The following is a 23067-nucleotide window of genomic DNA, read 5'->3' on the forward strand; positions in this document are numbered from 1 at the left end:
TGGTTATAACTTATAAAGAATTTTGAAAGTTCTTTATAACCGTTAAACTATAAAATTATACCCCTTGTAAAGAATTACAGGGGGTATATTGTGGAAATATACTACAATTTAAACTCTAGAATATGTTTTACCATTCATATCGTTTTAGGTTTATGATACTCTTTTAGATTCCATCATAACGGACTCATAAATCTAAAGGTAAATTATACCTATTAAAATAACACATTAAAAGCAAGTCTTACCTTAACCCTAGTCTTCCTTTTCATAACTTTATTAAAATTAAAATATTCTACGTTTATAAAATTTATTTTACCTTAGTTATAATAATATAGTTGGAATAAACACAATTGTGTTTATTCCTACATTACCTGTAATTCCTTTAGATAATGTCTATTTTTAAGGTGTTTTTCAAAAAAGAGTGAAAAATCATAAAAAAGAGGGAATTCAACTAAAATTGACATTAACTAGAATATTATGAAGCAAACCAAAATAGTCCTTTTAATACTTTTATGCATACATTCTTTCTATATTTATCCCACAACTATTAACAACATAGTAATATCTAATAATAGTATTTATAAGCTTGACCAATACATCAAATTTAAAGAAAGGATTGAAATAATTTTTGAAATTTATTCTATTTTTAATAAAAATCTTACTAGTACTTCGAATGATAATGTGACCTATAAAAATATCGATAGCGAAATAGAGCTTGCTAAGGATACTATCAACCATTATAAAATCAAAGCAAAATTTATAGATGCAAATGTGTTAGAAGGAATTGGTCGCATTACCTTCTTAACAAAGAAAAGAGAAAAAATATCATTTTATTTTAATATTTGGATTGATCGAAATCATCACTCCAAATACTTTCTTAAAGAGGCTCTACCGAATGAAGAATTACTAGGGCAATGGTTCAATATTGTTTATAAAACTGAATTTATTGTACCTGAAGAAACTTTGGAGAAAATAAAAGTAAACAGAATTATAAGTTTCAGTAAAATAACCAAGTAGTTCATTCGGTTGTTTATATTGGAACTTAACAAATTCTTTTACTGGATTAAAAAATAAAAACAGGTAACAATAGCTATAAGTAATTGCTTATTTTTGATTACAATACAAATTTAAAGAAAGAATAAAGTGAATTATGAAAAAATGTAGTGAGAACTTGAATATTAGTGCATCAATCTATTAATTTCTTTGCATGAAATATAAAAGGACATAACAAAGTATGAACATAATAGTGGTTTAATATTTCACTATAAACTTTGTATCTTTATCGAAACGTAATAATAACTCAAAAGAATTTTAGACTTAAAATTCCGCTACTAAGCTTATACAAAACGTTGTAACGCATTGCCCAAAAAAACAATGAGAATAATATATTGTGATAATGTATTCGATAATGAAATAATCGAGCCTGATTATGAAGAAGAAAAGAAATCTGCTATTAATGCTGGATTTGACTTTTCTCTAATCAGTTTCGAAGAATTGACGGATGGAAATATTACTACAGCTCTAAGATTCGTAAAAGAACCTGAAAGCAGAGAATTCGCAATATATCGAGGATGGATGCTTACCCCAACTCAATATCAAAATCTCTATAGCGGACTTTTAAAAAAGAATATTGAGTTGATAAACTCTCCAGAAGAATATAAACATTGTCATTATTTACCTGATTCATACGAAAAAATAGAAACGAAAACTCCAAAATCAAACTGGACAACTGAGTTAGATAATGACTCCATACTTAAATTGGCTGAGGAATTTGGTGATAATCCAATAATAGTAAAAGATTTTGTAAAATCTGAAAAGCATAATTGGGAAGAAGCTTGCTTCATTCCAAATGCATCCAATTCGAACAAAGTAAAATCTGTTGTTGATAAATTCATTGAATTGAGAGGAGATTCACTAAACGAAGGATTAGTATTTAGACAATTCCAAGAGCTTGAGTATTTAACTGAACACTCTAAAAGTAGAATGCCTTTAACCAAAGAGTTTAGAATCTTTTTTGCAAACAAGAAGATAGTTAAAGTATTTGATTATTGGGACGAAGGAAAATATGGAGAAACGAATATAGAACTTGATGATTTTATCGAAATAGCTCAGAAAATTGAGAGTAATTTCTTTACAATGGATGTTGCTAAAAAGAAAGACGGAGAATGGATCATTATGGAACTTGGAGACGGACAAGTTGCTGGATTACCTGATAATGCAAACAGAAACGAATTTTATAATAAGCTAAAAGAAAACACACTATAACTATTTGTATAGTTCATTTACTCTCTTCGAAAAGCGAACGGAACATACAAGAGAAACTGTGTATAATGGAATTGAATAACGCTAAAAACAGATGAGTTCAGGAATAATTTTTGTGGGATATGAGCATTATTGCTCAAATGGTATGGCTGAATATTTACTTGATCTTGCTATTGAGATTTTTCCTCAAGTTAATGATCAACATAATTATCTTCATCTTCTCGAATTTTTGAAAACTCAAAAAGAGTGTTTTTTTACAGGAATGTATATTTTCATTGATGAAGATGACCTTATAAATCCAATGGATGCAGATTTCTTAGCAAGATTGTTTGAGAAAGTTTTTAAAAAAGCACAATCAGAAAACGAACTAACTGAATTAGGAAAAACAACACTTTTGAATGAGTTTAGTACATTACTTAAAGAATTCAAGTCTTATTCACAAGGCACTCTAGAGATAAGAAAATGAGAGCTACAAAGTATAAAAAAACAGCAACTGAACGGCATAAATATAGTTTAGCCAAACCGTTAGACTGAATAAAAAGAGAATAGAAATGAAAGAATTCACAAAACTTTAATTAGTGAATTAATAATCAAGAACTAAATTTGATTTTAGTCAGAATTATAAAATAGCGCTGCGTTCATAATAAGTCGATGTAATGAATAATAAAGTCAAATTAAAGAAGGAAATCACACAACTCAATGAAAAAGTAGATAGCTCTTTTTTCCCTAATCATTTTCAAAACGAAATTTACTATTCTTCAATTGAGTATTCTTCAAAAGATTTTATCTCTTATACCTCTAATTTTTCCATCAAATATGTAACCCAAGGAAACGAATATTATGTAATTGACGGAAAAAAACGCAAACCTAAAAAAGGACAATATTTATTAATAAATGACGGAAGAGAAGTTGAAACAATACCGATAAAACATTCAAAAGGAATTTCTATTTTTTTAGATAAAAAACTGATAACAGAAGTACATGAAACCATACAAAACACACAAGAACATCTCTTAGACAATGGACTTTCTAATAGTAACCTTTTTGCTCTAAATTTTTATGAAAATATTTTTAATTCTAATGATGCTTTGGGTAATACATTAAGTTACTTACATCATAAAATTGAAAAAGAAAATATAATACACACACAACTACAAGATGAGGATTATTATTTAATTGCTGAAAAACTAATTCAATCTCAAAACAAATGTAGATTTGAAATTAATACTATTGCTCGAGTAAGACAACAAACAAGAGTAGAATTATACAATAAAGCTTTACTAGCAAAGGAATATATTCACGATAATTTAGTAATGAAATTTGATTTAGATGCATTATCTATAAATGTAGGCTTGTCTAAATACCATCTTATAAAGGTTTTTAAATCTGTTTTCCTAATGACACCTTATCAATATTATTTATTTCATAAAGTAGCTATAGCTAAAAAACACTTAAAAAACAATCACTTAAGTATTGAAACAGTAGCATTTCTTTGTGGATTTAATGATGGTGCCTCTTTTAGTAAAATATTTAAAAAAATAGTAGGCCTTTCTCCTTCAGAATATAAAAAACTTGGATAGGCAATAATTGACAAAATACTTATTGAGTAACAATATAACTTTGTTCTTCAATTTTTAAATATTACAAATGAAATACCTCATCATAAGTTTAAGTTTGTGTCTTTTTTTTAATTCCAACACAGTCAAATCACAATCAAAAAATGACTTTGAATATGCTGAAAACTTCCCTGCAGACAGTTTAAAAATCTGGACAAATGAGCTTATGAAAGAACTAAGCAAAAGCCACCCAGGATTTTACAGATACACTCCCAAGAAAAAATTTGATTCGATAATACATGCAACGGTAAATAGTTTTACAGATTCTTTGAATACAATTGAATATTATAGAAAAATCAAACCCTTAATAGCACAAATTGGTTGCTTGCATACCTCATTAAACCTTTCTGAAGAATATGAAAATATTTTCAATAAAAAACCGAACCTTATTCCTATTGAGGTTTTTATTGATGAAGGGAATCAAGTATTTATAACTAAAAACTATTCGGGAAATAACAATTTAAAACGTAAGAGTAAACTTCTTTCAATAAATGGTAAACCCATAACAATCATACTTGATATTTTGATGAAATCAATTCCATCTGATGGATACAATACCACACTCAAAACACTATTATTAAATAAAAGATTTGCTTTTTGGTATCGGTCAATGATCGATGCAAGTGAAAACTTTGAAATAGAAACAAAATTTAACGACACTAAAAAGACGTTGAAGTTAAAAGGAGTAACATCTTCGAAATTTGAATCGATAGCGTCATTACAATCTATTACGAATTCTAAACAATTGGCATTTAATATCACTAATAATACAGGAGTTCTTACCATAAAAACATTTGCTAAAACAGAGATTCGAAATAATGGTCAAAAATTTAAAAAATATATTAAATCTGTTTTTAAAACATTGAACGAAAAGAATATTGAAAATTTAATTATCGATTTGCGATATAATTCTGGCGGAACTGATGGGAATGCTGTTTTTTTAGCTTCTCATTTTTTTGACACTCCATTTAGATACTGGGAGAAAATTGAAGTAACAAAAAATATCGCTGAACAAATTAACGGTAGTAATCGTCTTTTTTACAAAAAACCAGTAAAAGTAGGTTCCACATACCATTGGATTGGAGCTCGCTCTTGGATTACTAAAGAATTTGATTATTACAAAATTCAAAACCCCGCAAAAGATAATTATAAAGGTAAAACCTATATAATTACAAATGGACTATGCATGTCTTCTTGTAGCGATTTTGCAGCAATAATTTCGGATAATAAAAAAGCTATCATAATCGGACAAGAAACTGGAGGTGGATTTCAAGGAAACTCAAGTGGAATGATGCCAACTACAGAAATTAATGGGAATATGAAATTTACAATTCCATTACAAAAATATACTAATGCCGTAGATGTAAATAAAAACTATGGTAGAGGGACAATACCAGATTTTACAATAGTACCAACTTTAAACGATTGGATGAACAAAACAGATGTTGAAATGGAATTTGTAAAGAACTTAATCAAGAGTACGAAAAACAACTAATATACAGCTACAATTAATTATCTTTCCACCATAACGGAAAATGATTTGCTTCTTTTTCCTTAAAAAAATCATATACAAATGCGCTAACAAAATTTATAATCTATACGACGCAACCTATATCAAAATTGTTTATCTATAAAGAAAAAACAAAATGAAACATTTTACATTGTATTTACTCGTACTTTTTAGTTTATTATCGCTTTCTTCTTGCAGCAGTGATGATCATACCCCTACAAAGGAAGTTATATTAAAAGTTAATCATTATGAAGTTATAGGCTTTGGTCCATTTCTTGGATTATACAATTTAATACAAGAAGAGGATAAGTTTACTACTAATGAATGGGATATCTTCTATAATAACATCTCTGGATTTAATTATGAGTTTGGATATATTTATGAAGTAAAAGTATTGGTAACAAAAATTGATAATCCTCCAGCAGACTCGCCTGCTTATAAATATGAATTAAAAAATATAATCTCAAAACAGAAGGTAGAGCAAAATACTGAGTTCGAAATTACTCTTAAAAAGGCTTACTCTGATACTTCTGATATCTATTTAACCGGAACGATTGATCAAGGATTTAAAATTATAGATCAACTTGATATCGAATGTAAAGAAAAGTGTGAACAACTAAAAGAAATTCAAAACATTAAGGATATAGAAAATGTTATAGGAATATTTACTCACGGTAATAATCCTAATACAATAGAACTAGTTAGGTTAGAAAAAAACTAAAAAGGCTATTAACCCAATATACACCATAAGACTATAACCTATCATTTTAGAATGACATTTTATTATTAATCTGCATATATAATTTTGATTTCCGATATAATAGACTAAATACGCAGTAAACAAAAAAGTATATACTACTGCTCTACCAAAGTTTCTTTAAATTTTACAGCCATATATATTCAATATTAAATATAATCACAAAATTATAAAGACTAATAAAGCTCTTTACACTCTCGAAAGTATAGAATTAAAATTTAAAATCTCTCTTAAAATATTTATACTTTAAGAGAGATTTTTATTCAAAAAAAATTTAATTCACAATAAAAACGTGGCTTTCTATTTCATCATTTGTTGAAATTCTAATGATATACTTACCTTTTTTATATCCACTAACATCAATTTGGTTTGAACCTTTTAACCAGCCTTTCTCTATAAGTTTAGCGTTAAAATTATAAACTTCGTAGTACGAATTTTTATTAGAGATATCGTTATTATTTATAGTCCTAAGAGATCGAGATGATCTTGATAGTATTTTTTCTTCAGACGCTCTATTTTGTATCGTTAGCGTTTCCGAAACAGGATTAGGATAAGCACTGAAAAGAGCTGGAAACCCTAAACCTCCTCCATCATCACCACAACGTTCTGCTGTAACATAAATTGTAGCTTGTTGTGAACCACAAGAGTTTCTAGTTGTAAGAGTTATTCTGTAATTACCAGGTCTACTTGCTGATATATTAATACCATGTCCAGGAGTAACAACATTATCTACAGTAAGGTATGGTGAATTAGAAGTTAAACGATATGAATCAGCTCCTGGAGAAACAGGAAGTATATAACTTTCATCTTGTTTAAAAACATTAGCACATATTTTAGGATCTTGAGATCTAGTATATGCTAAAGGCTTACCTATCCAAATATTTTTGACTATAACATTAGAACCTACCTTCGATTTTATATAAGCATGTCCCTGAGTAGAACTATTTACAGGTCTTACTGTTATACTATTATTAGTTTGAGAAACAATTCTTAAATTATTACTTACAGACCATTGATTAGATATTTGACATGGTAATGCTATTGTGTAATTAGTATTCGAATAGCACATAGTAGTTGAGCCTACTATTGGTGTAGTAACAAATACTGTTGGCTCTTGAGGATTTCCCATAATTTCTTCAGTAAGCCAAGCTACATTTTTAGGTGTTAGAAAAATATGTTCTTGGTTATGATCTGGAACATAATAACTTTCAAATGGTGTTTTTCCTCCACAAACTAAATTTTGATTATTTAAATTTTCATCCAGTGCATCCCTTCCTATATAAGCCAAAGCGCTTTTTGAAGGAATAAAGCCATGAGTTTTATCTGTAACTCTTGCTAATGCAACTTGGGAGAAAGCAGTAAATAGTAAACTCCCAATACTAAAATTATTTATCTCTGCTCCTTCTGATTCATCTGCTAATAAGGTATGAGCATTAAAAAAACTTCCAGGTGCAACATCATAACTCCCTGTTTTATAAGGAGACGAAAAAGATCTATTTCTACTTAACCAAAACGAAAGACCTAAAAAACTTCCTTTAATACCTCCTTGAAAAACTAAACTTTGTATACTACCAGATTTATCATTAGTGCTGTGTCTAAATTCAGCTTCCACTTTATCCGCTAATGTGTTGAATATACCATTATTAATACTTAAAAAATGTTGTAAATCAATATCTATTTGTAAATAATTGGATTTAGGAATACCATTTAATGTTCCATTTATTGGTCCGTTAACTAATGCTATTTTACGTAGGTTTTTAGGCATTCCTAAAGCATTTAAACTATTTACAAAACGATCTCTAAATCCAGCTGCTCCAACTGGTATTGTAGAATTATTAGTCAAATGATTTACTAACATCTGTTTAGGCGCAGGTTTATTTAGTTCGTCTTTAATAAAGTCCTTAGCATTCTCCACTTCTAACTCATCCGCAAAATATTGAATCCCTTTTTGTACACCTATAGGTATATTAGCCCCTTGATGTGGAGCATCAAAGCTTACCCATAAGCGCGTGTTATGATCCCATTTTTCATGATTTCCTGTTTCAGCTAACTTTTTTTCCATATAAGCTAAAGCATATCTAGAGATTAATCCTCCCATACTAGGTCCAATAACCACTGCTTTCTCATTACCTTCTTGTTGTTGTTTTATCTCACGTAGTAAGCTAATAAAAGTATAAGCATTACGCTCTATATAATCACTTCCTCCATCTATTCCATTATTTAATATATGATTAACAATAATTACATCATAGCCTTTAGAGTTTAATTCCTCGATTAAATCTATATTAGTGCTTCCATTTTTATAACTCATTAATTCTCTAATACTTTTACTACTCTCATGATTAGGATCATTTCTTTCTATTTTTCTTTTATCACCTGGATCATAACCATCAATTATATATAAAGGTTTCCTAACAATAGCATCATTAGTAGCGTAGTAGATTCTATATTCATTTTTACCCTTTATAAATCGGGTTTCATCATACCCTTTAAAAGTTAAATCATCATGTGCTATTATCTCTTTCAAATTAGACATGTTGGTATTACGTGCTAAAAGTGTTTTTTGTACAGAAACGTAAACACTACCATATGTGGTTTTAACAGTGTTATCTGAAAAAGTTATAACAAAACGTAAATATTTGAGTCCTGAATGTGAATACCTTGTGGTAAAAGATTTAACACTTAACACATAATTATTAATTAATGAAAATGAAGTGTTATTGGCATACAACCTTAAATGCTTTATTCTTTTACCCTTTTTATGAAGTTTAAACAAAGAATTGGTTAGAAATGTAATATTAGGTCCCGAAACTTTATCTTTTAATGGAGCTATAATCGTCGTTTGCTTTTTCTTAAAAGGGTTTTTACCTGGTTTATTAGTAAATTCTCCAGTAATAGGATTAAAGTTTACATTAGCGTTTTGCGCAGTTGTACCAAAATTAGCTTGATGAAATTCAGTATTTATAATTCCAATAGGTATGGTATTACTCGAATATTTTGTACTATTCAGTTGGTTTTTAAAATTAGTAATTGAAGGAAAGTTTTTACTGTAAGAAGCTCTATATAGTTCACTCCAGGCCTGTTTAAAATGATTAAAACTAGAGGTATCCTTACGTATACCTTGGTTAAAAGCTGGAATTCCAGAAGCAGAAAATACCCTATCTATAAGTATGTTTGAACTAATAGTAGATTTACTGAGTTTTTTAAAACGATTATCTACATTGGTAGTATAATTCTGGGCTTGGACATACAATAGTCCGAAAACAAATAAAATTGGTAAAAAATTATTTTTTTTCATAACTTTAAAGTGTTAAGTATTAATAAATAATTGCGTTTATAGTATTTAATTCGGCAGTAGTGGCAGCTACTGCTTTTTCATAATCTTGAACAATTTAGATCTAATATGATCATCAATCATATTAACCTATGTCATTAAAATCATCTTTTTTAAAAAACGGTTAATTGAAAAGTACTTGGATTTGCATTAGATAAATACCTTTTTCATCGATTTTAAATATCAAAAACCTTCTAAAAAAAAAGACCACAATGAATTTCATATGCTGATATTGATTCTATAGTACTTAAAACAAAAAGGTACACCCCTTTATCTTTCAAGATATAAACCTAAATATCATTTCATATTAGATCTCTATTTTTTTAGAATCTATCTCAGAATTTTTACTCAGATCTCTTTTTCATGGTCCTCCTAGTATTTTTTTATCTTCAGAAATAGATGGTTGTTGATCTTGATTTAGTTTAGTTTCATCAGAACAATTTATAATAAATAAGTGTAGAAGAAATATTAAATTTAAAATGTAGTTTTTTTTCATACTACTAGTTGTATTTGGGATTATATTAACTTCAAGCAAATGTATTTTAAATAGTGATTTCATAGTCCTAAAACTTCCAGAATGCTTAAAACTGGACATGTTTGGATGTTTTAGGACTATTTTTCACTACTTATTTTGTTTAAACTACTATTAAATCATCCATTGGTTATCTAAATTATGTTACTAGGTCTATACTTATTAAAAATAACTACACATAACTTAGGTCCTAGCCTTCTCTCTCACTAATAACCTCTTTAGAGTTAAAAACGTTTTTAGATTTATAAAATTTATATTAGTTTAGTTAAACTATACAATTGGAATAAACACAATTGTGTTTATTCCTACATTATGCAAAATTGAATTAAGAATAAGATGATAAGCAAAGAAGTTTGGAATAATACTATAGTTCCTGAAACGGGAGATGTGGAATTCGATTGGTTTGGAATAGACCAAAACGGGTATTTAGGAGCGTTCTCAACTTTTAACCGTGGGTATATTCCTGAAATAATAAAATCTTCTCGAATCGAATACCTTGAATTATTGACAGAAATTGAAAATTTGCCATTTAAATATAGAGCACAATTAATAACAAAAGAGAAAGGTAGATATGACGATTGGTTAGAATATTCCCAGCAAGGCTTTATTGGATTTGATTATCGAGATGTTCACAGAACTACAAAAACAGGAATATTTGACCTAATCTCAAAGCCTGAAAAATTAATCACTGTATCTGAATTAGATATTAAACCTAATTTGATAGAAAAGATGCCAAAATTTAACTTGTCATTCAATCAAAATAATGGAATTGATGAACAAGAATTAAGAAATAAAATTGCATAACACTATATATAGCAAATTGGGCGATTAGTTTTTAGTAAAAAGATTTAGCTTGTGACTAAACCGAAAATAATCGCTTGTTTTCTACCCAACTTGCCATATATTAAACGTTGGCAAACATTTAAGATGAACAGAATCATAATCATATTTTTAGTAATTCTTACAAGCTGTTCTGACAAAAAAGAGTTCGAAAAACCAAATCGAATTAGTCCACCGATAATGGAATTTGACAAAAATCAAATTCCAACAATCACTCTTAAAGAATACTATTTTCACGGAAAAGATAGTTCTGAAATAAATCTTCAAAAAATAACTAAATTTTATTCAGAAAATAAAATAGCATTTGAAAAAGAATTATTGACTTCTTCTAACACTATAAAAGGTCGCAAAATTTTTTATGATTATAAAGATAGTCTGTTAGTTCAAAAAAGAACTGTTAATGCTAATGCAGACAGCACGAAAGTTGCCTATTTCTACGACAGCAAAAATCAATTAATTAAAAGTGAACATTATTCTTTTAAGAAAAGAATAAGTCCTGAAGTAATTGAAAAACATAGAAAAAGCACTGATATACTTTTAAGTGAAATAGACTATGAAGAAAACCGAAGTTGGGATAAGTATAGTGAAATTGACTTTATCTATGATTCATTGGGTCGAAAAACTCAATATTACGCACCAAATTTACATTGGGACAATCAGAATAAATATAAATGGTTTTACGACGAAAACGGAAATATTTCAATTAAACAATCTTGGAATCATAACGAATTAATTTGGACCGAAAATTACTCTCACAAAAATAATAAATATAGTTTCACTAGAAATTGGAACAATGAAAACACTCAAAAGGAGTTTAAATTTTACGTTTATAAAAATGAACTTGGACAAAAAATTAAAGAAGTGACTACAATAAATGACTCAATTCAAAGTAAAAAAACAACATACGAATATTATAAAAAATGGAATCATCAAAAGGAAAGTCGTTTATGGAAAAAATAATGAACGACTGACAACATATACTTACGAAAAATAAAAACGATTTGCCAACAAGGTATATTATTAATTGCTTGTGGATTTATTCCTTCGGACTAAATCTCTCAAAACCAAAAGTTAATCACCTTTTAATTAACTTTACAATCAAAAATCGCAAATAACAATACACAAAACGTTATCTGCAAGCTCAAAATAGCAAATGAACCAATCAAATAACATAGAAAAAATAACTTCTAAATCTTGGGAACTGGATAAAATTCATATTTCTCATAATATTATTGACTATGATTCTTGTGGAATAAACCAATCAAAAAACGACAAAGAATATGTAAAACTTCATTTTGGACTACAAGGTTCGTATGACTTTAAATTTGCTCAACTGAATTCTTCTTTTCAACTTTCTGGGCATCATAATAATATTATGTATTCGGATGGACTTCATATAGAGGTTGAAAATAAAACGAAACGAATTGAAACTTTTGGAATCAATTTTACAACAGAATTGTTTGTGGAAATAGCACAAAATGGAAACGAACCGTTAAAGAAACTTGCTGAAAAAGTAATGAATCGTGAAAATTCAATTCTATCATCTGAATGGAAAACCAATAATTTCAAAATTCAATCGGTAATCAACGAAATTATACATTGTCAATATTCAAATGAGCTTAAGGACTTATTTCTTCTTTCAAAAAGCATTGAACTTCTTGTGCTTCAAGCTGAGCTATATAATGAACACAGTACTCAGAATTACATAAAATCTCAAAAAGACAGAACTAAACTAATAGAAGCTAAAGAATTATTAGCAAATCGAATCGAAAATCCGCCAACGTTAAGTGAACTTTCAAAGTTAATTGCAATGAATGAGTACAAACTTAAAAGAGGATTTAAAGAACTCTTTGGAACTACAGTTTTTGGTTACATCCATCAAGTTCGAATGGACTTAGCAAAAAGACTATTACTTGGCACTTCAAAAACAGCTAAAGAAATTGCCTATGAAATAGGTTATAGTTCACCACAATATTTTTCAAAAGCATTTAAAGAACAGTTCGGAATTCCTCCAAATAGTATAAGAAATGTTCCCGATTCTACAATCAAGAATAACCATAATACATCAAATTTAAACCTTTAAATCAAAATTCAAAAAAGATGGAAAAATTGATGATTATCAAAAAAACAGTAGATTTTAACTCTAACAAAGAAGAAGTTTGGGATTTGCTCACTAATCCCGAAAAGACAAAACAATATATGTTTGGTTGCGAAGTATTATCCGAATGGAATATTGGCAGTCAAATAATTTGGAAAGGTAAAACAGAAAATGGACAAGAAATAATTCACGTAAAAGGAGAAATTACTGAAATTAAAAACGGAGAAAAAGTTTCATTTACTATGCTTGATCCAAATATCGGAATTAAAGACATACCTGAAAACTATGTAAAACTGACCTATGAATTGAATGAATCTGAATCAGGAACAATTTTTAAATTGACACAGGAATTTGAGGGAATCGAAAATGCTGAAAAGAGATATGAAGAATCTATTAGTGGTTGGAATATGGTGATTGATGTGATGAAAAAACTTGTTGAGTAAAAAGCCCGCAGATAACAATGTATAAGAAAACATAGGAATTTTGAACATAATCGATAAGTCTGTGCTTATCCGCTATCTCACCAAATATAAAATTTGGTGTTTAAATATTGAAGATAAACACAAAACATTATATTTGGCTTAGTTATAAACGTGGAGTTAGTGACAACCCTCTGCCCTACGTTTCTTATACTCATCGTTATCTACAATTCCAAAAAATGAAATTTGAACTTAAACATATTAATGATTTAACTCCAACAGATTTTATAAAACATAATATTTGGGTTCAATATTATTCTGGAGATGAAATTGATTTTATAGAAGAAGAAGGCTACGATAGAAAAGAAGTTGAATCTAAATTAGAAAAAGTCAATTGGTCTGATGAATACTGGTTTAAATCTCTTACTACTAGAGCTGTAACCCCATATATGTTTACTAGATATTATGCTCAATTTGAACTTCCAAATAAAAAAATAATTGACGGATACATCGAATATACTGAATATAGTGGAATTCAAAACTATTGCTTATATGTTGATGGAGAGTTTATTGGACTTAACATACATCACTCAGATATGAACCAAGAAGATGAAATGAAGCTGAAATATAAATTGAGCTTGAATGAACTTTATCCAATGATTGTTAAATGTTCAAGTAACATAGAGCTAAATGAAATATTTAATCCGAATAAAAGTAGATAACACGGTGTATAAAAACATAGTTAATAAGCTTATTTTTGGAAATAAACTGACCAAATAATGAAAAAACTGCTATACTTATTCGTAATACTTTTCAGTTACAATCTATTTTCTCAAGATTTATTGGATTTAGCTTTAGTGGATAAAACAAAGATTGTTAATAAAGAGAGCTACAAACCTAATTTAAAAACGGACAAATGGAACATCAATAATTATCTCTATGATTTAAATGAGAATACACAGATTTTTAATGACTCGACAATCTTAATTGAACTCATTTCAAAAAGCACTACTCAAAACTTGACGGAATGGAAAGTAGACGAACTAAATGAAGTTTATCTGACAAAAAAGAATCAGAAAATTAGTATAAATGCTGCTCTAAAATCTATTAAACCGAAATCTAAAAAACAACAAAGAGAGCTGAAAAGAAAGATAAGACAGTATAATAATAATCCAAATAAATGGAGAAACTGGCCATTATCAATATCTAGACCTGTTTTTTCTGATGATAATAAATATAGCATTATTAGCTATAAATTCGGTAATAATGGAGGCTACTCCAACCTATATCAAAACTTGAATAAAGAATGGAAATTGATTGGAGTTTTCAATCGATTTGCCTATTAAAACTATACACAACAATTTATATATTGCGTATATCGCCTTCGACAGGTCAGACGCAATATACAAGGAACGTTGAACGTATTATGAAAAAAAATAATTGAACTGATATTGATTCTGCTAATTCCTCTTGTTTCTCTTGGACAAGTTAAAAAGTATGACGAAATAAAAGTGAAAGTGATATTAGACAAACAACCACTACCTGGGACTTCAATAATAATTGAAAATTCAGAAAACCAAGATTCTTTCAATACTGATTTTGATGGAGAAGTAAAAATAAAAATACCGAATGATAAAGACCGCATTAGACTGAGTTTTATTGGGCCTATTGTACGAATGAAAATTTTGAGACATGTGGATTCAATTGTTGTGAATCTGGACACTAAAAAAGTCTATTATTTTATGGATGGAAAAAGAATGAAAAAGCGGAAAATAAAATTCAGTGGGTATTAAAAAGCATTACGTACAACAATATATATAACCACAATTACAGCTGATTCGACTACGTCCGAATCCACTCGGAATTGCTAAAATCTATGCCAAACCGAAAAAACAGTAACTTAAAACCCATAACTGACGTTTATACCTCGCCGTCGAAAACAAACTAAAAAATGAAAAGATGTATTATTATTTTAATTTTTATTCTCTCAAACGCTATTTATTCCCAAAATAATTCAGAGGAAACATATATGCTAAAGTTTATTGATTCTCTAAAATCAAAAAAATTATTAAATGGAAATCCTGCACTAGTTATTGACGGATGCCAAAGAGATTATGATTTGAAAAATAAAAATTCACTATCAATTCGAAAAGAAAATATTTATAGTATTAACTATATAAAAAAAGAAGATGCTAAAATATATGGTAGTATAGCTGAATATGGAATAATTTCAATATCTACAAGACTATCTCAGATAAAAAAATTAGAAAGAGCCTCAATACATTACGTTGAAAGAGGATATATTTTGGATAATAAAATTGTGAATAAAACAGTGATTGACAAACTTGATAGAAAAAAGATTGATTCTGTTAATATAATAACTGACCTTGAAGTTATTAAAAATCGTACGGCTGGTTCTTTTGATGAACTTATAGTTATAACTACAAGAAAACTCAAAGAATAAAAAGTTCTAGCTAAGTGTTTAATTGGAAATTAATCCTTATTAATTCCCACACTAATCATAGCCGAAGTCGCTGTACACAACCTTAAAAAATGATACAGAAAATATTAACTGGAATTGCATTTTTTGTCATCGGATTTGGAATAGCAGTCTATACTGATTTATTTTTCCGTCAACTAATTCAAGATTTATTTCAGTGGACAACAAATAATCGGATAAAATTTGGAGGGAAAGACTTTTATCTTTTTGGAAATCCAATTTATTTTGCAAGCTTAGGATTAATATTTCTAATATTCAGTATTGCCAATAAGAAAAAGGAAATACAGGAAATAGCGCTTAATGGAATAATACTTGTTCTAATATTTGGAATCCTATTGACTGCAATTAGTGCATTAGATGCAAATCTGAAAATAATTGAATGTACTGCTTGTGATGACGGAACTAGGAGATTAAGTTATAACGAAATAAACTATGGACTAATTTTAACAACAAGTACTTTATTATCTATAATTCCAAGTTTGATAACAATATTAAAAAAACGAGGTAAAGCCAATGTATAACAAAATATATAGTTAATTGCTTGCAAATGCATTACTTCTCTAACATATATGGCAACATCTAAAGTTCAATCTTTTTAATTAATTTTGAAGCTGAAAATCACAAATAATTGATCAAATGCTATGTATAATCAAAACCATATGAAATCCAAAAACCAAATAATTGGAAAAATAGTATTCTTAACTATAATAATCACATTTTCATCATGTGGCATCAAACCAATTATTTCAGAAAAACCATACATAAAACTACCTAGTTATCAAGTCGACTTAAAAAATCTTGGAAATGGAAGAATAATGATATATAACGGGGATTACTATTGTCCAGTAGCGGTATGTGGAACCTCTACTAAAGTCAATGTTGAAATGGACAACCAAGCCCTTGGACAAATAAATTATGGAGAATACTTTATTGTAGACTTAGGGGCAGGGAGTAAAAATTTTCATCTTGAGCATGTTGAAGTATTTAAAATAAAAAGTGATCATAAAATAATCATTGATGAAAATACCAAGGTTTTAAAATTAGAGCCAACTGATTTTTCACACAAATTAACAATAACAAACGAGTTACCTACTTCTCTACAAACCTTTAAACAATTGACAAATTAAAGCTATAAAAATCTAAAAAATATTGCTTACAGATCTCCTTACATGTAAAAATCAATCGTAAAATCAAAATTGGGTATACTTTATAAACTAATAACGAAAATTAGCTCAATAACTTCGTAGATGAGGTCATTATACAGCATAAAGAAAATAGACATGAGAAAGACACTATTGCTATTTTTTACGCTTTTTACAGCATCTTATGGATTCGGACAAAATATTATTGATATTTTTTATAAGTTACCTTCTGAAATAATTTTGAATAAGACTATTGATCAAAGGAAAAAACTAGTTGACTATTATTTTACTAAAACAATAAAGGTTCCAGAAAGTAAAAGAATCCCATCTTCGCCTCAAGAGTTTATAAAAACTATAGACAAAGCAAATGGTTTTATGGAGATTTATGACGGTAACGAGGGGGCTATTCAAATATGTTATTGGAATCAGAATAATAATGAAAAGCTCATAGCCATAAACTATGTCACTTCTGCAACTTTTAAAGAAACTGTCCAAGTAACTTTCTATAAACTGACCCCTGAAAATCAACTAATAACACTAGAAAAGGATAACGTTATACCATACTCAAAAATTCATAATAGGTTACTAAAATCTGGATTATCACAATCAGATAACCACAACCTTAACACATCTGGAATACTATCTAAGCAAAACATTATATTCGACTTACCCAGATTTGGAAAAAAAATAAAAGCGAAGTTTGGATGGAACGAAATTGATGATAAGGAAAGATATATAGCGAGAAAAGAATGTGCTTTGATTTGGAAAAACTATCAACTAATAATAGCAAACTAAATAATAACGCTACACAAAAAAGCATCATCTATAAAAAAACAAAAAAACCTCAATCAAATGATTAAGGTTTTTAGTTGTGGAGACGCCGAGTATTGAACTTATTTTACTTTATTATACCTTAACCTACGCCACAACTACTAATAATACTAAGTTTAATTTTTTTTTATAATTCTTTTTATGGTAATTTAGATATCAAATACTACCTTTACTGACACCTAAATTGACACCTATTTGCTATGACATATACATTTAACCTAAAGGATAAAAATAAGGACGGGCTAACTTTAATTTATTTAAAAGCTTATTTCAAGAACGAAGGGAAAAGATTCGTATATTCTACAGGAGAGTCTATTCACCCAAAAGAATGGGATTTAAAAAATAGACAACCCAATAACTTAACAGGTAGGACTTCAAAAGCAGATACCCATAGAACTATAAAAAGACAGTTAGATCGATATTCTAGTTTGTTTATGTTAGTAACTGAAACTTATAAAAACACGAACCAAGAACTAACAGTTGAAAAAATCAGGCAAGAATTTGATAAAGAATTTAAAAGAGTATCTAGTGGGAAAAATAAATTCTATGAAGCCTATGATGAATTTATGTTATTCAAACAAAAAAATCAAGAGTGGTCTAAGGCAACGGTAAAAAGATATAATAATATTAAGGCTTTACTTGAAGATTTTGAAAAGACAAAAAAATATAAAATAACATTTAACTCTATAAATCAAAAATTTTACACGGAATTCACAGATTTCTGTATGGTTAACAGAGGTCATATAAACAATACTTTTACTAGAAACGTCGGATTGGTTAAAACATTTCTTTTTTGGGCTTTGAAAAATGGTCATACATACAAAGCAGATTTCATAAACTTTAAAAAGAAACCTAAAGTAATAACAAATCAAATTGCACTTAGAAAAGAAGATTTAGAGGTTTTATACAAAACAGAAATGCCTTCCAAAAAATTAGACCGTGTAAAAGATGTATTTATATTTTCATGTGTAACTGGCATGAGATTTGGTGAATTAAAATATGTCTCAAAAAACACCATCAATGGAAAAACACTATTCCTCAAAGAAGAAAAAGGTTCTGGAAAAAAAAGTAGAGAAATACCTCTAACTACTATTGCTCTATATATTTTAGATAAATACGATTCTAACTTACCTTTAATAGCTAATCAAAAATTTAATGATTACATAAAAGAGGTATTTGAAGAAGCAGGTTACACGCATAATGTAATGAAAACATCTACTAGAGGTAAAGAAGTAATACGAGAAGAAATGCCTTTTTACAAAAGAATAAGTTCTCATACAGCTAGAAGAACTTTTATTACTATGATGAAAAGAAACGGAAAAAGTGATAAACTCATTGCTGAAATTTCTGGACATAACGATATGAAAACGCTGAATCAATATTATCAAATATCAAATGATGATGTAAAAGATGCTGTTAATGAAACATTCAACATTGAGATTTAAAAAATTATTATGAATTACGGAAAAGAATATATAAAACTGCACAATAAAGAACTATCTGCCTTTAAAAAAATAATTACAAAAAGAATTGAAAAAGACTATAGCTCTCCTGAAATAGCTGATGATCTATTTACTCGTTATAACAGTGAAATTCAGCAAAGAATTAATGATATAAGAGAGAATGATAAAAAAGGTTATAAAGAATCATCTATATCTGGTATATCTCAAGGTTATATTATGAATAAACAATATAAATTTGATAGAGTAGAAAATATAATAAATAGAGATGTTTATCAGTATTTCTTAAAAAATGCCGAATACTCTCAATATAAAAATTTTAATCACTTTATTGAATACTTTTCAGAACTATCAGTTCTACTAACTTATAAGAGCTTTTTACATCAAAACAGAAAGCTTTTCTGTTTACTGCTAGATAAAGAAAAAATAAAAGATTTTTTTAATATAAGATACGTTAAAGATGACTTAAACATATTAACTTTAAGTAAGGAAAACATAGCAATTATTGAACAAAATTTTCAAACTGAAAAAGTTAATCATGAAACCAAAGTAAAAATTACAGAAGCAAAAAATCAAAATCATAACAACCCTTTCACAGAAGATGAAAAATTTATCTTAATTCATTATCTATTTAAACATGAAAGATCACAAGATAGAAAACTATCAACTTATGAATTGACTTTAATATTAAAAATCTCTTGTAGTGTCTTTGCTAATAAAAAACTCGATAAGATTAAAGATACTCCTTATGAAAAATATCATAAAGGTTATGATTATTACAAAATACCCAAAAAAGAAAAAAAAGAAAAACTAAATATTTTAATTGAAAAATGTGAAACATTTGAACTAAAAATATTTTCACAATATCTGTATAATCAACTTTCTAAAATATAGTTTTTTTTTACTCCAAGAGTTGTAACTTTTAAAATAAAAAAACAAAGCAAACCTATAAAAAACAACTCTTTAACTTTCTCCAAGCTCACTCCAAGCTTACTCCAAATATTTAATTTTTATCACTAAACATATAATCTTTGTGGTAACAAAACATAAATATTCAATCCATGGATATTAGTAATTACTGAATATGATATGTTTTTAAAATTAATAAGAATTAAAAAAGCATATTATGAAAAATATAATTGTAACCACACAAGAGGAACTTGTAGAAATTATTGATTCTGCTGTTTCATCAAGAATTAATTAATAATAAGTTAAATCCAAAAAAAGAAAATGTAACAGTAAAAGAAGCCGCAATCAGACTAAACGTATCAGAATTAACTATAAGAAATTACATCAAAAAAGGGGTTATAAAGGCATCTAAAATAGGCAGAAGAATAGTTATAAACTTAGAAAGTTTAGATGATACATTAAAGGAAGTTAAATCTTTAAAATATCGCAGATAATATGGAAGATTTAAACTTACAAAACGAAAATTTTGTCAATAATTTGATTTCCATTGCTAATAATATGCAATCAGAAATAAGTAAGCTCAAAATTATTAGGCTCTCAGATACATTGTTAACTAAACATTTAGATTTTTATTCAAATGAAATAGAAAACATAAAAGATTTAGCTACCAACAGTCCTAGATTTAAATGGCAACTCATTGAACAAGAAATCGATTACTGTTTCAAAAAAGACAAATCTATTACAGGTGTAAATATTGTTTTTGACTGGAAAGATACTCCAATACCTAATAGATCTTTAATTAAATTAAAATTATAAAGTTTATGGAATATGTTAGAATAGGAACAGATTATTTTAAAATTTGTAATGTCCCTCTTTTTAGTGGCGACACCAACAAAACTTTAATTAAATGGACTAAAGGAGAGTTAATTACAGATAAAGGAAAAGACTTTTTAAATACGATTAAGAAATATGACGGTTTTATTACAATACCAGATCATCAAAATTACCAACAAGAAATAAGCTCTTTCTATAATCAATATGAAAAGTTAGAACATAAATTCAAAAGAGGTTCATTTGACAAAACAGAAGGATTTTTAAGACATATTTTCCAAAATCAGTATGAATTAGGTTTAGATTATCTGACTATACTCTGGCAATTACCAACACAAATTTTACCTATCTTATGTTTAGTAAGTAATTCTCGAAACACAGGTAAAACTTCATTTCTAAAATGGTTAAAGTTGATTTTTCAAGGTAATATGACCATAAACAAAAATGAAGATTTTAGAAGTCGATTTAACAGTGACTGGGCGTCTAAACTTATTATTTCTGTTGATGAAGTACTCTTAGACAAAAGAGAAGATAGTGAACGAATTAAAAACTTATCTACAGCGGGTTCTTACAAAGTAGAATCTAAAGGGAAGGATAAAATTGAAACTAATTTCTTCGGGAAGTTTATTTTGTGTTCAAATAATGAAGAGAATTTTATTCAAATAGATGAAAATGAAATTCGTTATTGGGTTATTAAAGTAAATTCCTTTCAAGTTGAAGATGTTGATATGCTTAAAAAGTTAAAAGAAGAAATTCCTCATTTTTTATATTATTTAAGTAATCGAAGAATAGTATCGGAAAGAAAAACTAGAATGTGGTTCACTAAACAACAAATTTACACAACTGCATTAGATAAAGTTGTAAAAGGAAACAAAACCTATCTGAGTCAAGAAATTAGAGAAATTTTAACTGATGATTTTGTTGCGTTTGAAGCTGATGTTTTACGTTACACTGCAACAGATTTATTTGAAAAACTAAATAAAGGAGTAAGAACAAATCGTTCAAGAATCTCTAAATGTTTAAAAGATGATTATAAACTAGAGCCATACAATGGTAGTTATAAGAAATACTTTTTGACTCTCAACACTTCTCAAAAAACAATTGTTGATTTTGAAACAAAAAAAGGGAGATATTACGAGTTTTTGAAAAGTGATTTCCTAGAAAATTCGTTGATTGTTGACAAAACATCCAATTTGTGAGTAAAACAGAAGCTTTCACGAGTATACAAATGTTCAACAGTTCATCAACAACAATCAACAACAGTTGTTGACGAACTGTTGATTTGTTGTTGAGCTTGTAACCTTTCTTTTACAAAAGGTTGTAGTCATTATTCAACATAGCAACGGAAATTTTACTATTTATTTGTTTCATTCTTAATTAAATGAATTATTGCGCTTTTCATTCAGTGTATTTCCTTTACAAATAAAAGATCAAACTTAAGTTTCTCTTATTCAAATGCGGTAATCCGCATTAAAAAAGATTAAATTTTCCTACATTTATCTAATTGAAAAAAGTAAGAGAGAAAAAGAATTGATGAAGTCCCCGTTTCATAGCCAAATTCTTCCTTTATATAGATGATTCTCTCTATAATTAATTATAGTTATCGATGAAAATAACAAAAATTAAAGTCGAAAATTTTCGATTGTTAAAAGATTTCTCAATTGATGTTGAGAATAAATTATCACTAATTATAGGAAAAAACAATACTGGAAAAACCTCTTTACTAGCTGTAATTGAAAAGTTCTTGACTGAAAAAAGCAATTTTTCAATACATGATTTTAATTTAGATGAACAAGAGAAATTAAAAGCATTAGAAAAAAAAGAGGGTATTAGTATACCTGAAGATTTTAAATTTAGTATTTATTTATTGTTTGAAATAAAATATGATGATACAGATAACTTAAGAAATTTATCCTCTCTAATTCTTAACTTAGAATCTGAGAATACAGTTGTTTTAGGTTTTGAGTATTATCTAAACCCCATACAGTTTAAATATTTAATAGATGATTTTGTAGAGTTTAAAAGCGAG

General features: G+C 27.9%; 25 protein-coding genes. 23 read left to right on the forward strand and 2 right to left on the reverse strand.

Annotation, left to right across the window (positions count from 1 at the left end):
- Positions 1-474: 474 nt before the first annotated feature.
- From BVC87_RS21805 to BVC87_RS21830, 6 genes are all read left to right on the forward strand, one after another.
- Entirely contained in the window at positions 475-1014 is a 540-nt protein-coding gene (locus BVC87_RS21805) for a hypothetical protein (protein ID WP_075344526.1), read from the forward strand.
- A 357-nt stretch (positions 1015-1371) separates the two neighbouring features.
- Positions 1372-2262 (forward strand): ATP-grasp domain-containing protein, encoded by an 891-nt coding sequence (locus BVC87_RS21810; RefSeq protein WP_075344527.1) that lies wholly within the window; start codon positions 1372-1374, stop codon positions 2260-2262.
- 91 nt (positions 2263-2353) lie between these two features.
- Positions 2354-2725, forward strand: coding sequence for a hypothetical protein (locus BVC87_RS21815; RefSeq protein WP_143569877.1), 372 nt, complete (start codon positions 2354-2356; stop codon positions 2723-2725).
- A gap of 190 nt (positions 2726-2915) precedes the next feature.
- Complete coding sequence (locus tag BVC87_RS21820; RefSeq protein WP_075344529.1) at positions 2916-3839, forward strand: helix-turn-helix domain-containing protein; 924 nt, start codon at positions 2916-2918, stop codon at positions 3837-3839.
- Positions 3840-3906: 67 nt separating this feature from the next.
- On the forward strand, positions 3907-5370 hold the full coding sequence (locus BVC87_RS21825; protein WP_075344530.1) for a S41 family peptidase: 1464 nt from the start codon (positions 3907-3909) through the stop codon (positions 5368-5370).
- Between the two features lie 151 nt (positions 5371-5521).
- Entirely contained in the window at positions 5522-6106 is a 585-nt protein-coding gene (locus BVC87_RS21830; RefSeq protein ID WP_075344531.1) for a DUF4377 domain-containing protein, read from the forward strand.
- 310 nt (positions 6107-6416) lie between these two features.
- Here BVC87_RS21830 and BVC87_RS21835 read toward each other — a convergent pair whose 3' ends face one another.
- Entirely contained in the window at positions 6417-9440 is a 3024-nt protein-coding gene (locus tag BVC87_RS21835; RefSeq protein ID WP_075344532.1) for a T9SS type A sorting domain-containing protein, read from the reverse strand.
- A 397-nt stretch (positions 9441-9837) separates the two neighbouring features.
- A complete protein-coding gene (locus BVC87_RS23895; protein WP_262509536.1) occupies positions 9838-9972 on the reverse strand; it encodes a hypothetical protein in 135 nt (44 codons plus the stop codon).
- 372 nt (positions 9973-10344) lie between these two features.
- On the opposite strand from BVC87_RS23895, the gene BVC87_RS21840 reads away from it, so the two are divergent.
- The 17 genes from BVC87_RS21840 to BVC87_RS21920 all read left to right on the forward strand — a co-directional run.
- The gene (locus BVC87_RS21840; RefSeq protein WP_075344533.1) at positions 10345-10812 is read left to right on the forward strand and encodes a hypothetical protein; all 468 of its coding nucleotides are present in this window, start codon (positions 10345-10347) and stop codon (positions 10810-10812) included.
- Between the two features lie 123 nt (positions 10813-10935).
- A complete protein-coding gene (locus tag BVC87_RS21845) occupies positions 10936-11808 on the forward strand; it encodes a hypothetical protein (protein WP_143569878.1) in 873 nt (290 codons plus the stop codon).
- A gap of 193 nt (positions 11809-12001) precedes the next feature.
- Positions 12002-12931 carry a helix-turn-helix domain-containing protein gene (locus tag BVC87_RS21850; RefSeq protein ID WP_075344535.1) on the forward strand — a complete coding sequence of 310 codons (930 nt, stop codon included), beginning with the start codon at positions 12002-12004 and terminating at the stop codon, positions 12929-12931.
- A gap of 17 nt (positions 12932-12948) precedes the next feature.
- The gene (locus BVC87_RS21855) at positions 12949-13389 is read left to right on the forward strand and encodes an SRPBCC domain-containing protein (RefSeq protein ID WP_075344536.1); all 441 of its coding nucleotides are present in this window, start codon (positions 12949-12951) and stop codon (positions 13387-13389) included.
- Positions 13390-13604: 215 nt separating this feature from the next.
- The gene (locus BVC87_RS21860) at positions 13605-14087 is read left to right on the forward strand and encodes a hypothetical protein (RefSeq protein ID WP_075344537.1); all 483 of its coding nucleotides are present in this window, start codon (positions 13605-13607) and stop codon (positions 14085-14087) included.
- A 57-nt stretch (positions 14088-14144) separates the two neighbouring features.
- Entirely contained in the window at positions 14145-14711 is a 567-nt protein-coding gene (locus BVC87_RS21865) for a hypothetical protein (protein WP_075344538.1), read from the forward strand.
- A gap of 105 nt (positions 14712-14816) precedes the next feature.
- Positions 14817-15158, forward strand: a complete 342-nt coding sequence (locus BVC87_RS21870) for a hypothetical protein (protein ID WP_075344539.1) — start codon at positions 14817-14819, stop codon at positions 15156-15158.
- 158 nt (positions 15159-15316) lie between these two features.
- Positions 15317-15829, forward strand: a complete 513-nt coding sequence (locus BVC87_RS21875) for a hypothetical protein (protein WP_075344540.1) — start codon at positions 15317-15319, stop codon at positions 15827-15829.
- An 89-nt stretch (positions 15830-15918) separates the two neighbouring features.
- Complete coding sequence (locus tag BVC87_RS21880) at positions 15919-16386, forward strand: hypothetical protein (RefSeq protein ID WP_075344541.1); 468 nt, start codon at positions 15919-15921, stop codon at positions 16384-16386.
- A gap of 138 nt (positions 16387-16524) precedes the next feature.
- Positions 16525-16992 (forward strand): hypothetical protein, encoded by a 468-nt coding sequence (locus tag BVC87_RS21885; protein ID WP_075344548.1) that lies wholly within the window; start codon positions 16525-16527, stop codon positions 16990-16992.
- A gap of 153 nt (positions 16993-17145) precedes the next feature.
- Positions 17146-17802: a hypothetical protein gene (locus BVC87_RS21890; RefSeq protein ID WP_143569879.1), complete on the forward strand. Its 657-nt coding sequence runs from the start codon at positions 17146-17148 to the stop codon at positions 17800-17802.
- Positions 17803-18038: 236 nt separating this feature from the next.
- Positions 18039-19283 (forward strand): tyrosine-type recombinase/integrase, encoded by a 1245-nt coding sequence (locus BVC87_RS21895; RefSeq protein ID WP_075344543.1) that lies wholly within the window; start codon positions 18039-18041, stop codon positions 19281-19283.
- A gap of 9 nt (positions 19284-19292) precedes the next feature.
- Positions 19293-20192, forward strand: a complete 900-nt coding sequence (locus BVC87_RS21900) for a hypothetical protein (protein WP_075344544.1) — start codon at positions 19293-19295, stop codon at positions 20190-20192.
- A gap of 278 nt (positions 20193-20470) precedes the next feature.
- Complete coding sequence (locus tag BVC87_RS23970) at positions 20471-20701, forward strand: helix-turn-helix domain-containing protein (protein ID WP_075344545.1); 231 nt, start codon at positions 20471-20473, stop codon at positions 20699-20701.
- A 1-nt stretch (position 20702) separates the two neighbouring features.
- On the forward strand, positions 20703-21023 hold the full coding sequence (locus BVC87_RS21910; protein ID WP_075344546.1) for a hypothetical protein: 321 nt from the start codon (positions 20703-20705) through the stop codon (positions 21021-21023).
- 5 nt (positions 21024-21028) lie between these two features.
- Positions 21029-22237, forward strand: a complete 1209-nt coding sequence (locus BVC87_RS21915) for a primase-helicase family protein (RefSeq protein WP_075344547.1) — start codon at positions 21029-21031, stop codon at positions 22235-22237.
- A gap of 407 nt (positions 22238-22644) precedes the next feature.
- Positions 22645-23067 (forward strand): AAA family ATPase (locus BVC87_RS21920; RefSeq protein WP_143569880.1); only part of this gene is annotated, 423 nt, incomplete at its 3' end.

Source organism: Tenacibaculum agarivorans (genome assembly GCF_001936575.1).
GTDB classification, from domain to species: domain Bacteria; phylum Bacteroidota; class Bacteroidia; order Flavobacteriales; family Flavobacteriaceae; genus Polaribacter; species Polaribacter agarivorans.

Excerpts from the sequence above, each read along its gene's own strand:
- BVC87_RS21875 (WP_075344540.1), top strand. The coding sequence starts at position 15,317 with ATGAAAAGATGTATTATTATTTTAATTTTTATTCTCTCAAACGCTATT.
- BVC87_RS21890 (WP_143569879.1), top strand. The coding sequence starts at position 17,146 with ATGAGAAAGACACTATTGCTATTTTTTACGCTTTTTACAGCATCTTAT.
- BVC87_RS21860 (WP_075344537.1), top strand. The coding sequence starts at position 13,605 with ATGAAATTTGAACTTAAACATATTAATGATTTAACTCCAACAGATTTT.
- BVC87_RS21810 (WP_075344527.1), top strand. The coding sequence starts at position 1,372 with ATGAGAATAATATATTGTGATAATGTATTCGATAATGAAATAATCGAG.
- BVC87_RS21845 (WP_143569878.1), top strand. The coding sequence starts at position 10,936 with ATGAACAGAATCATAATCATATTTTTAGTAATTCTTACAAGCTGTTCT.
- BVC87_RS21840 (WP_075344533.1), top strand. The coding sequence starts at position 10,345 with ATGATAAGCAAAGAAGTTTGGAATAATACTATAGTTCCTGAAACGGGA.
- BVC87_RS21805 (WP_075344526.1), top strand. The coding sequence starts at position 475 with ATGAAGCAAACCAAAATAGTCCTTTTAATACTTTTATGCATACATTCT.
- BVC87_RS21910 (WP_075344546.1), top strand. The coding sequence starts at position 20,703 with ATGGAAGATTTAAACTTACAAAACGAAAATTTTGTCAATAATTTGATT.
- BVC87_RS21855 (WP_075344536.1), top strand. The coding sequence starts at position 12,949 with ATGGAAAAATTGATGATTATCAAAAAAACAGTAGATTTTAACTCTAAC.
- BVC87_RS21900 (WP_075344544.1), top strand. The coding sequence starts at position 19,293 with ATGAATTACGGAAAAGAATATATAAAACTGCACAATAAAGAACTATCT.
- BVC87_RS21815 (WP_143569877.1), top strand. The coding sequence starts at position 2,354 with ATGAGTTCAGGAATAATTTTTGTGGGATATGAGCATTATTGCTCAAAT.
- BVC87_RS21865 (WP_075344538.1), top strand. The coding sequence starts at position 14,145 with ATGAAAAAACTGCTATACTTATTCGTAATACTTTTCAGTTACAATCTA.
- BVC87_RS23895 (WP_262509536.1), bottom strand. The coding sequence starts at position 9,972 with ATGAAAAAAAACTACATTTTAAATTTAATATTTCTTCTACACTTATTT.
- BVC87_RS21830 (WP_075344531.1), top strand. The coding sequence starts at position 5,522 with ATGAAACATTTTACATTGTATTTACTCGTACTTTTTAGTTTATTATCG.
- BVC87_RS21850 (WP_075344535.1), top strand. The coding sequence starts at position 12,002 with ATGAACCAATCAAATAACATAGAAAAAATAACTTCTAAATCTTGGGAA.
- BVC87_RS21820 (WP_075344529.1), top strand. The coding sequence starts at position 2,916 with ATGAATAATAAAGTCAAATTAAAGAAGGAAATCACACAACTCAATGAA.
- BVC87_RS21825 (WP_075344530.1), top strand. The coding sequence starts at position 3,907 with ATGAAATACCTCATCATAAGTTTAAGTTTGTGTCTTTTTTTTAATTCC.
- BVC87_RS21915 (WP_075344547.1), top strand. The coding sequence starts at position 21,029 with ATGGAATATGTTAGAATAGGAACAGATTATTTTAAAATTTGTAATGTC.
- BVC87_RS21885 (WP_075344548.1), top strand. The coding sequence starts at position 16,525 with ATGAAATCCAAAAACCAAATAATTGGAAAAATAGTATTCTTAACTATA.
- BVC87_RS21895 (WP_075344543.1), top strand. The coding sequence starts at position 18,039 with ATGACATATACATTTAACCTAAAGGATAAAAATAAGGACGGGCTAACT.
- BVC87_RS21880 (WP_075344541.1), top strand. The coding sequence starts at position 15,919 with ATGATACAGAAAATATTAACTGGAATTGCATTTTTTGTCATCGGATTT.
- BVC87_RS21835 (WP_075344532.1), bottom strand. The coding sequence starts at position 9,440 with ATGAAAAAAAATAATTTTTTACCAATTTTATTTGTTTTCGGACTATTG.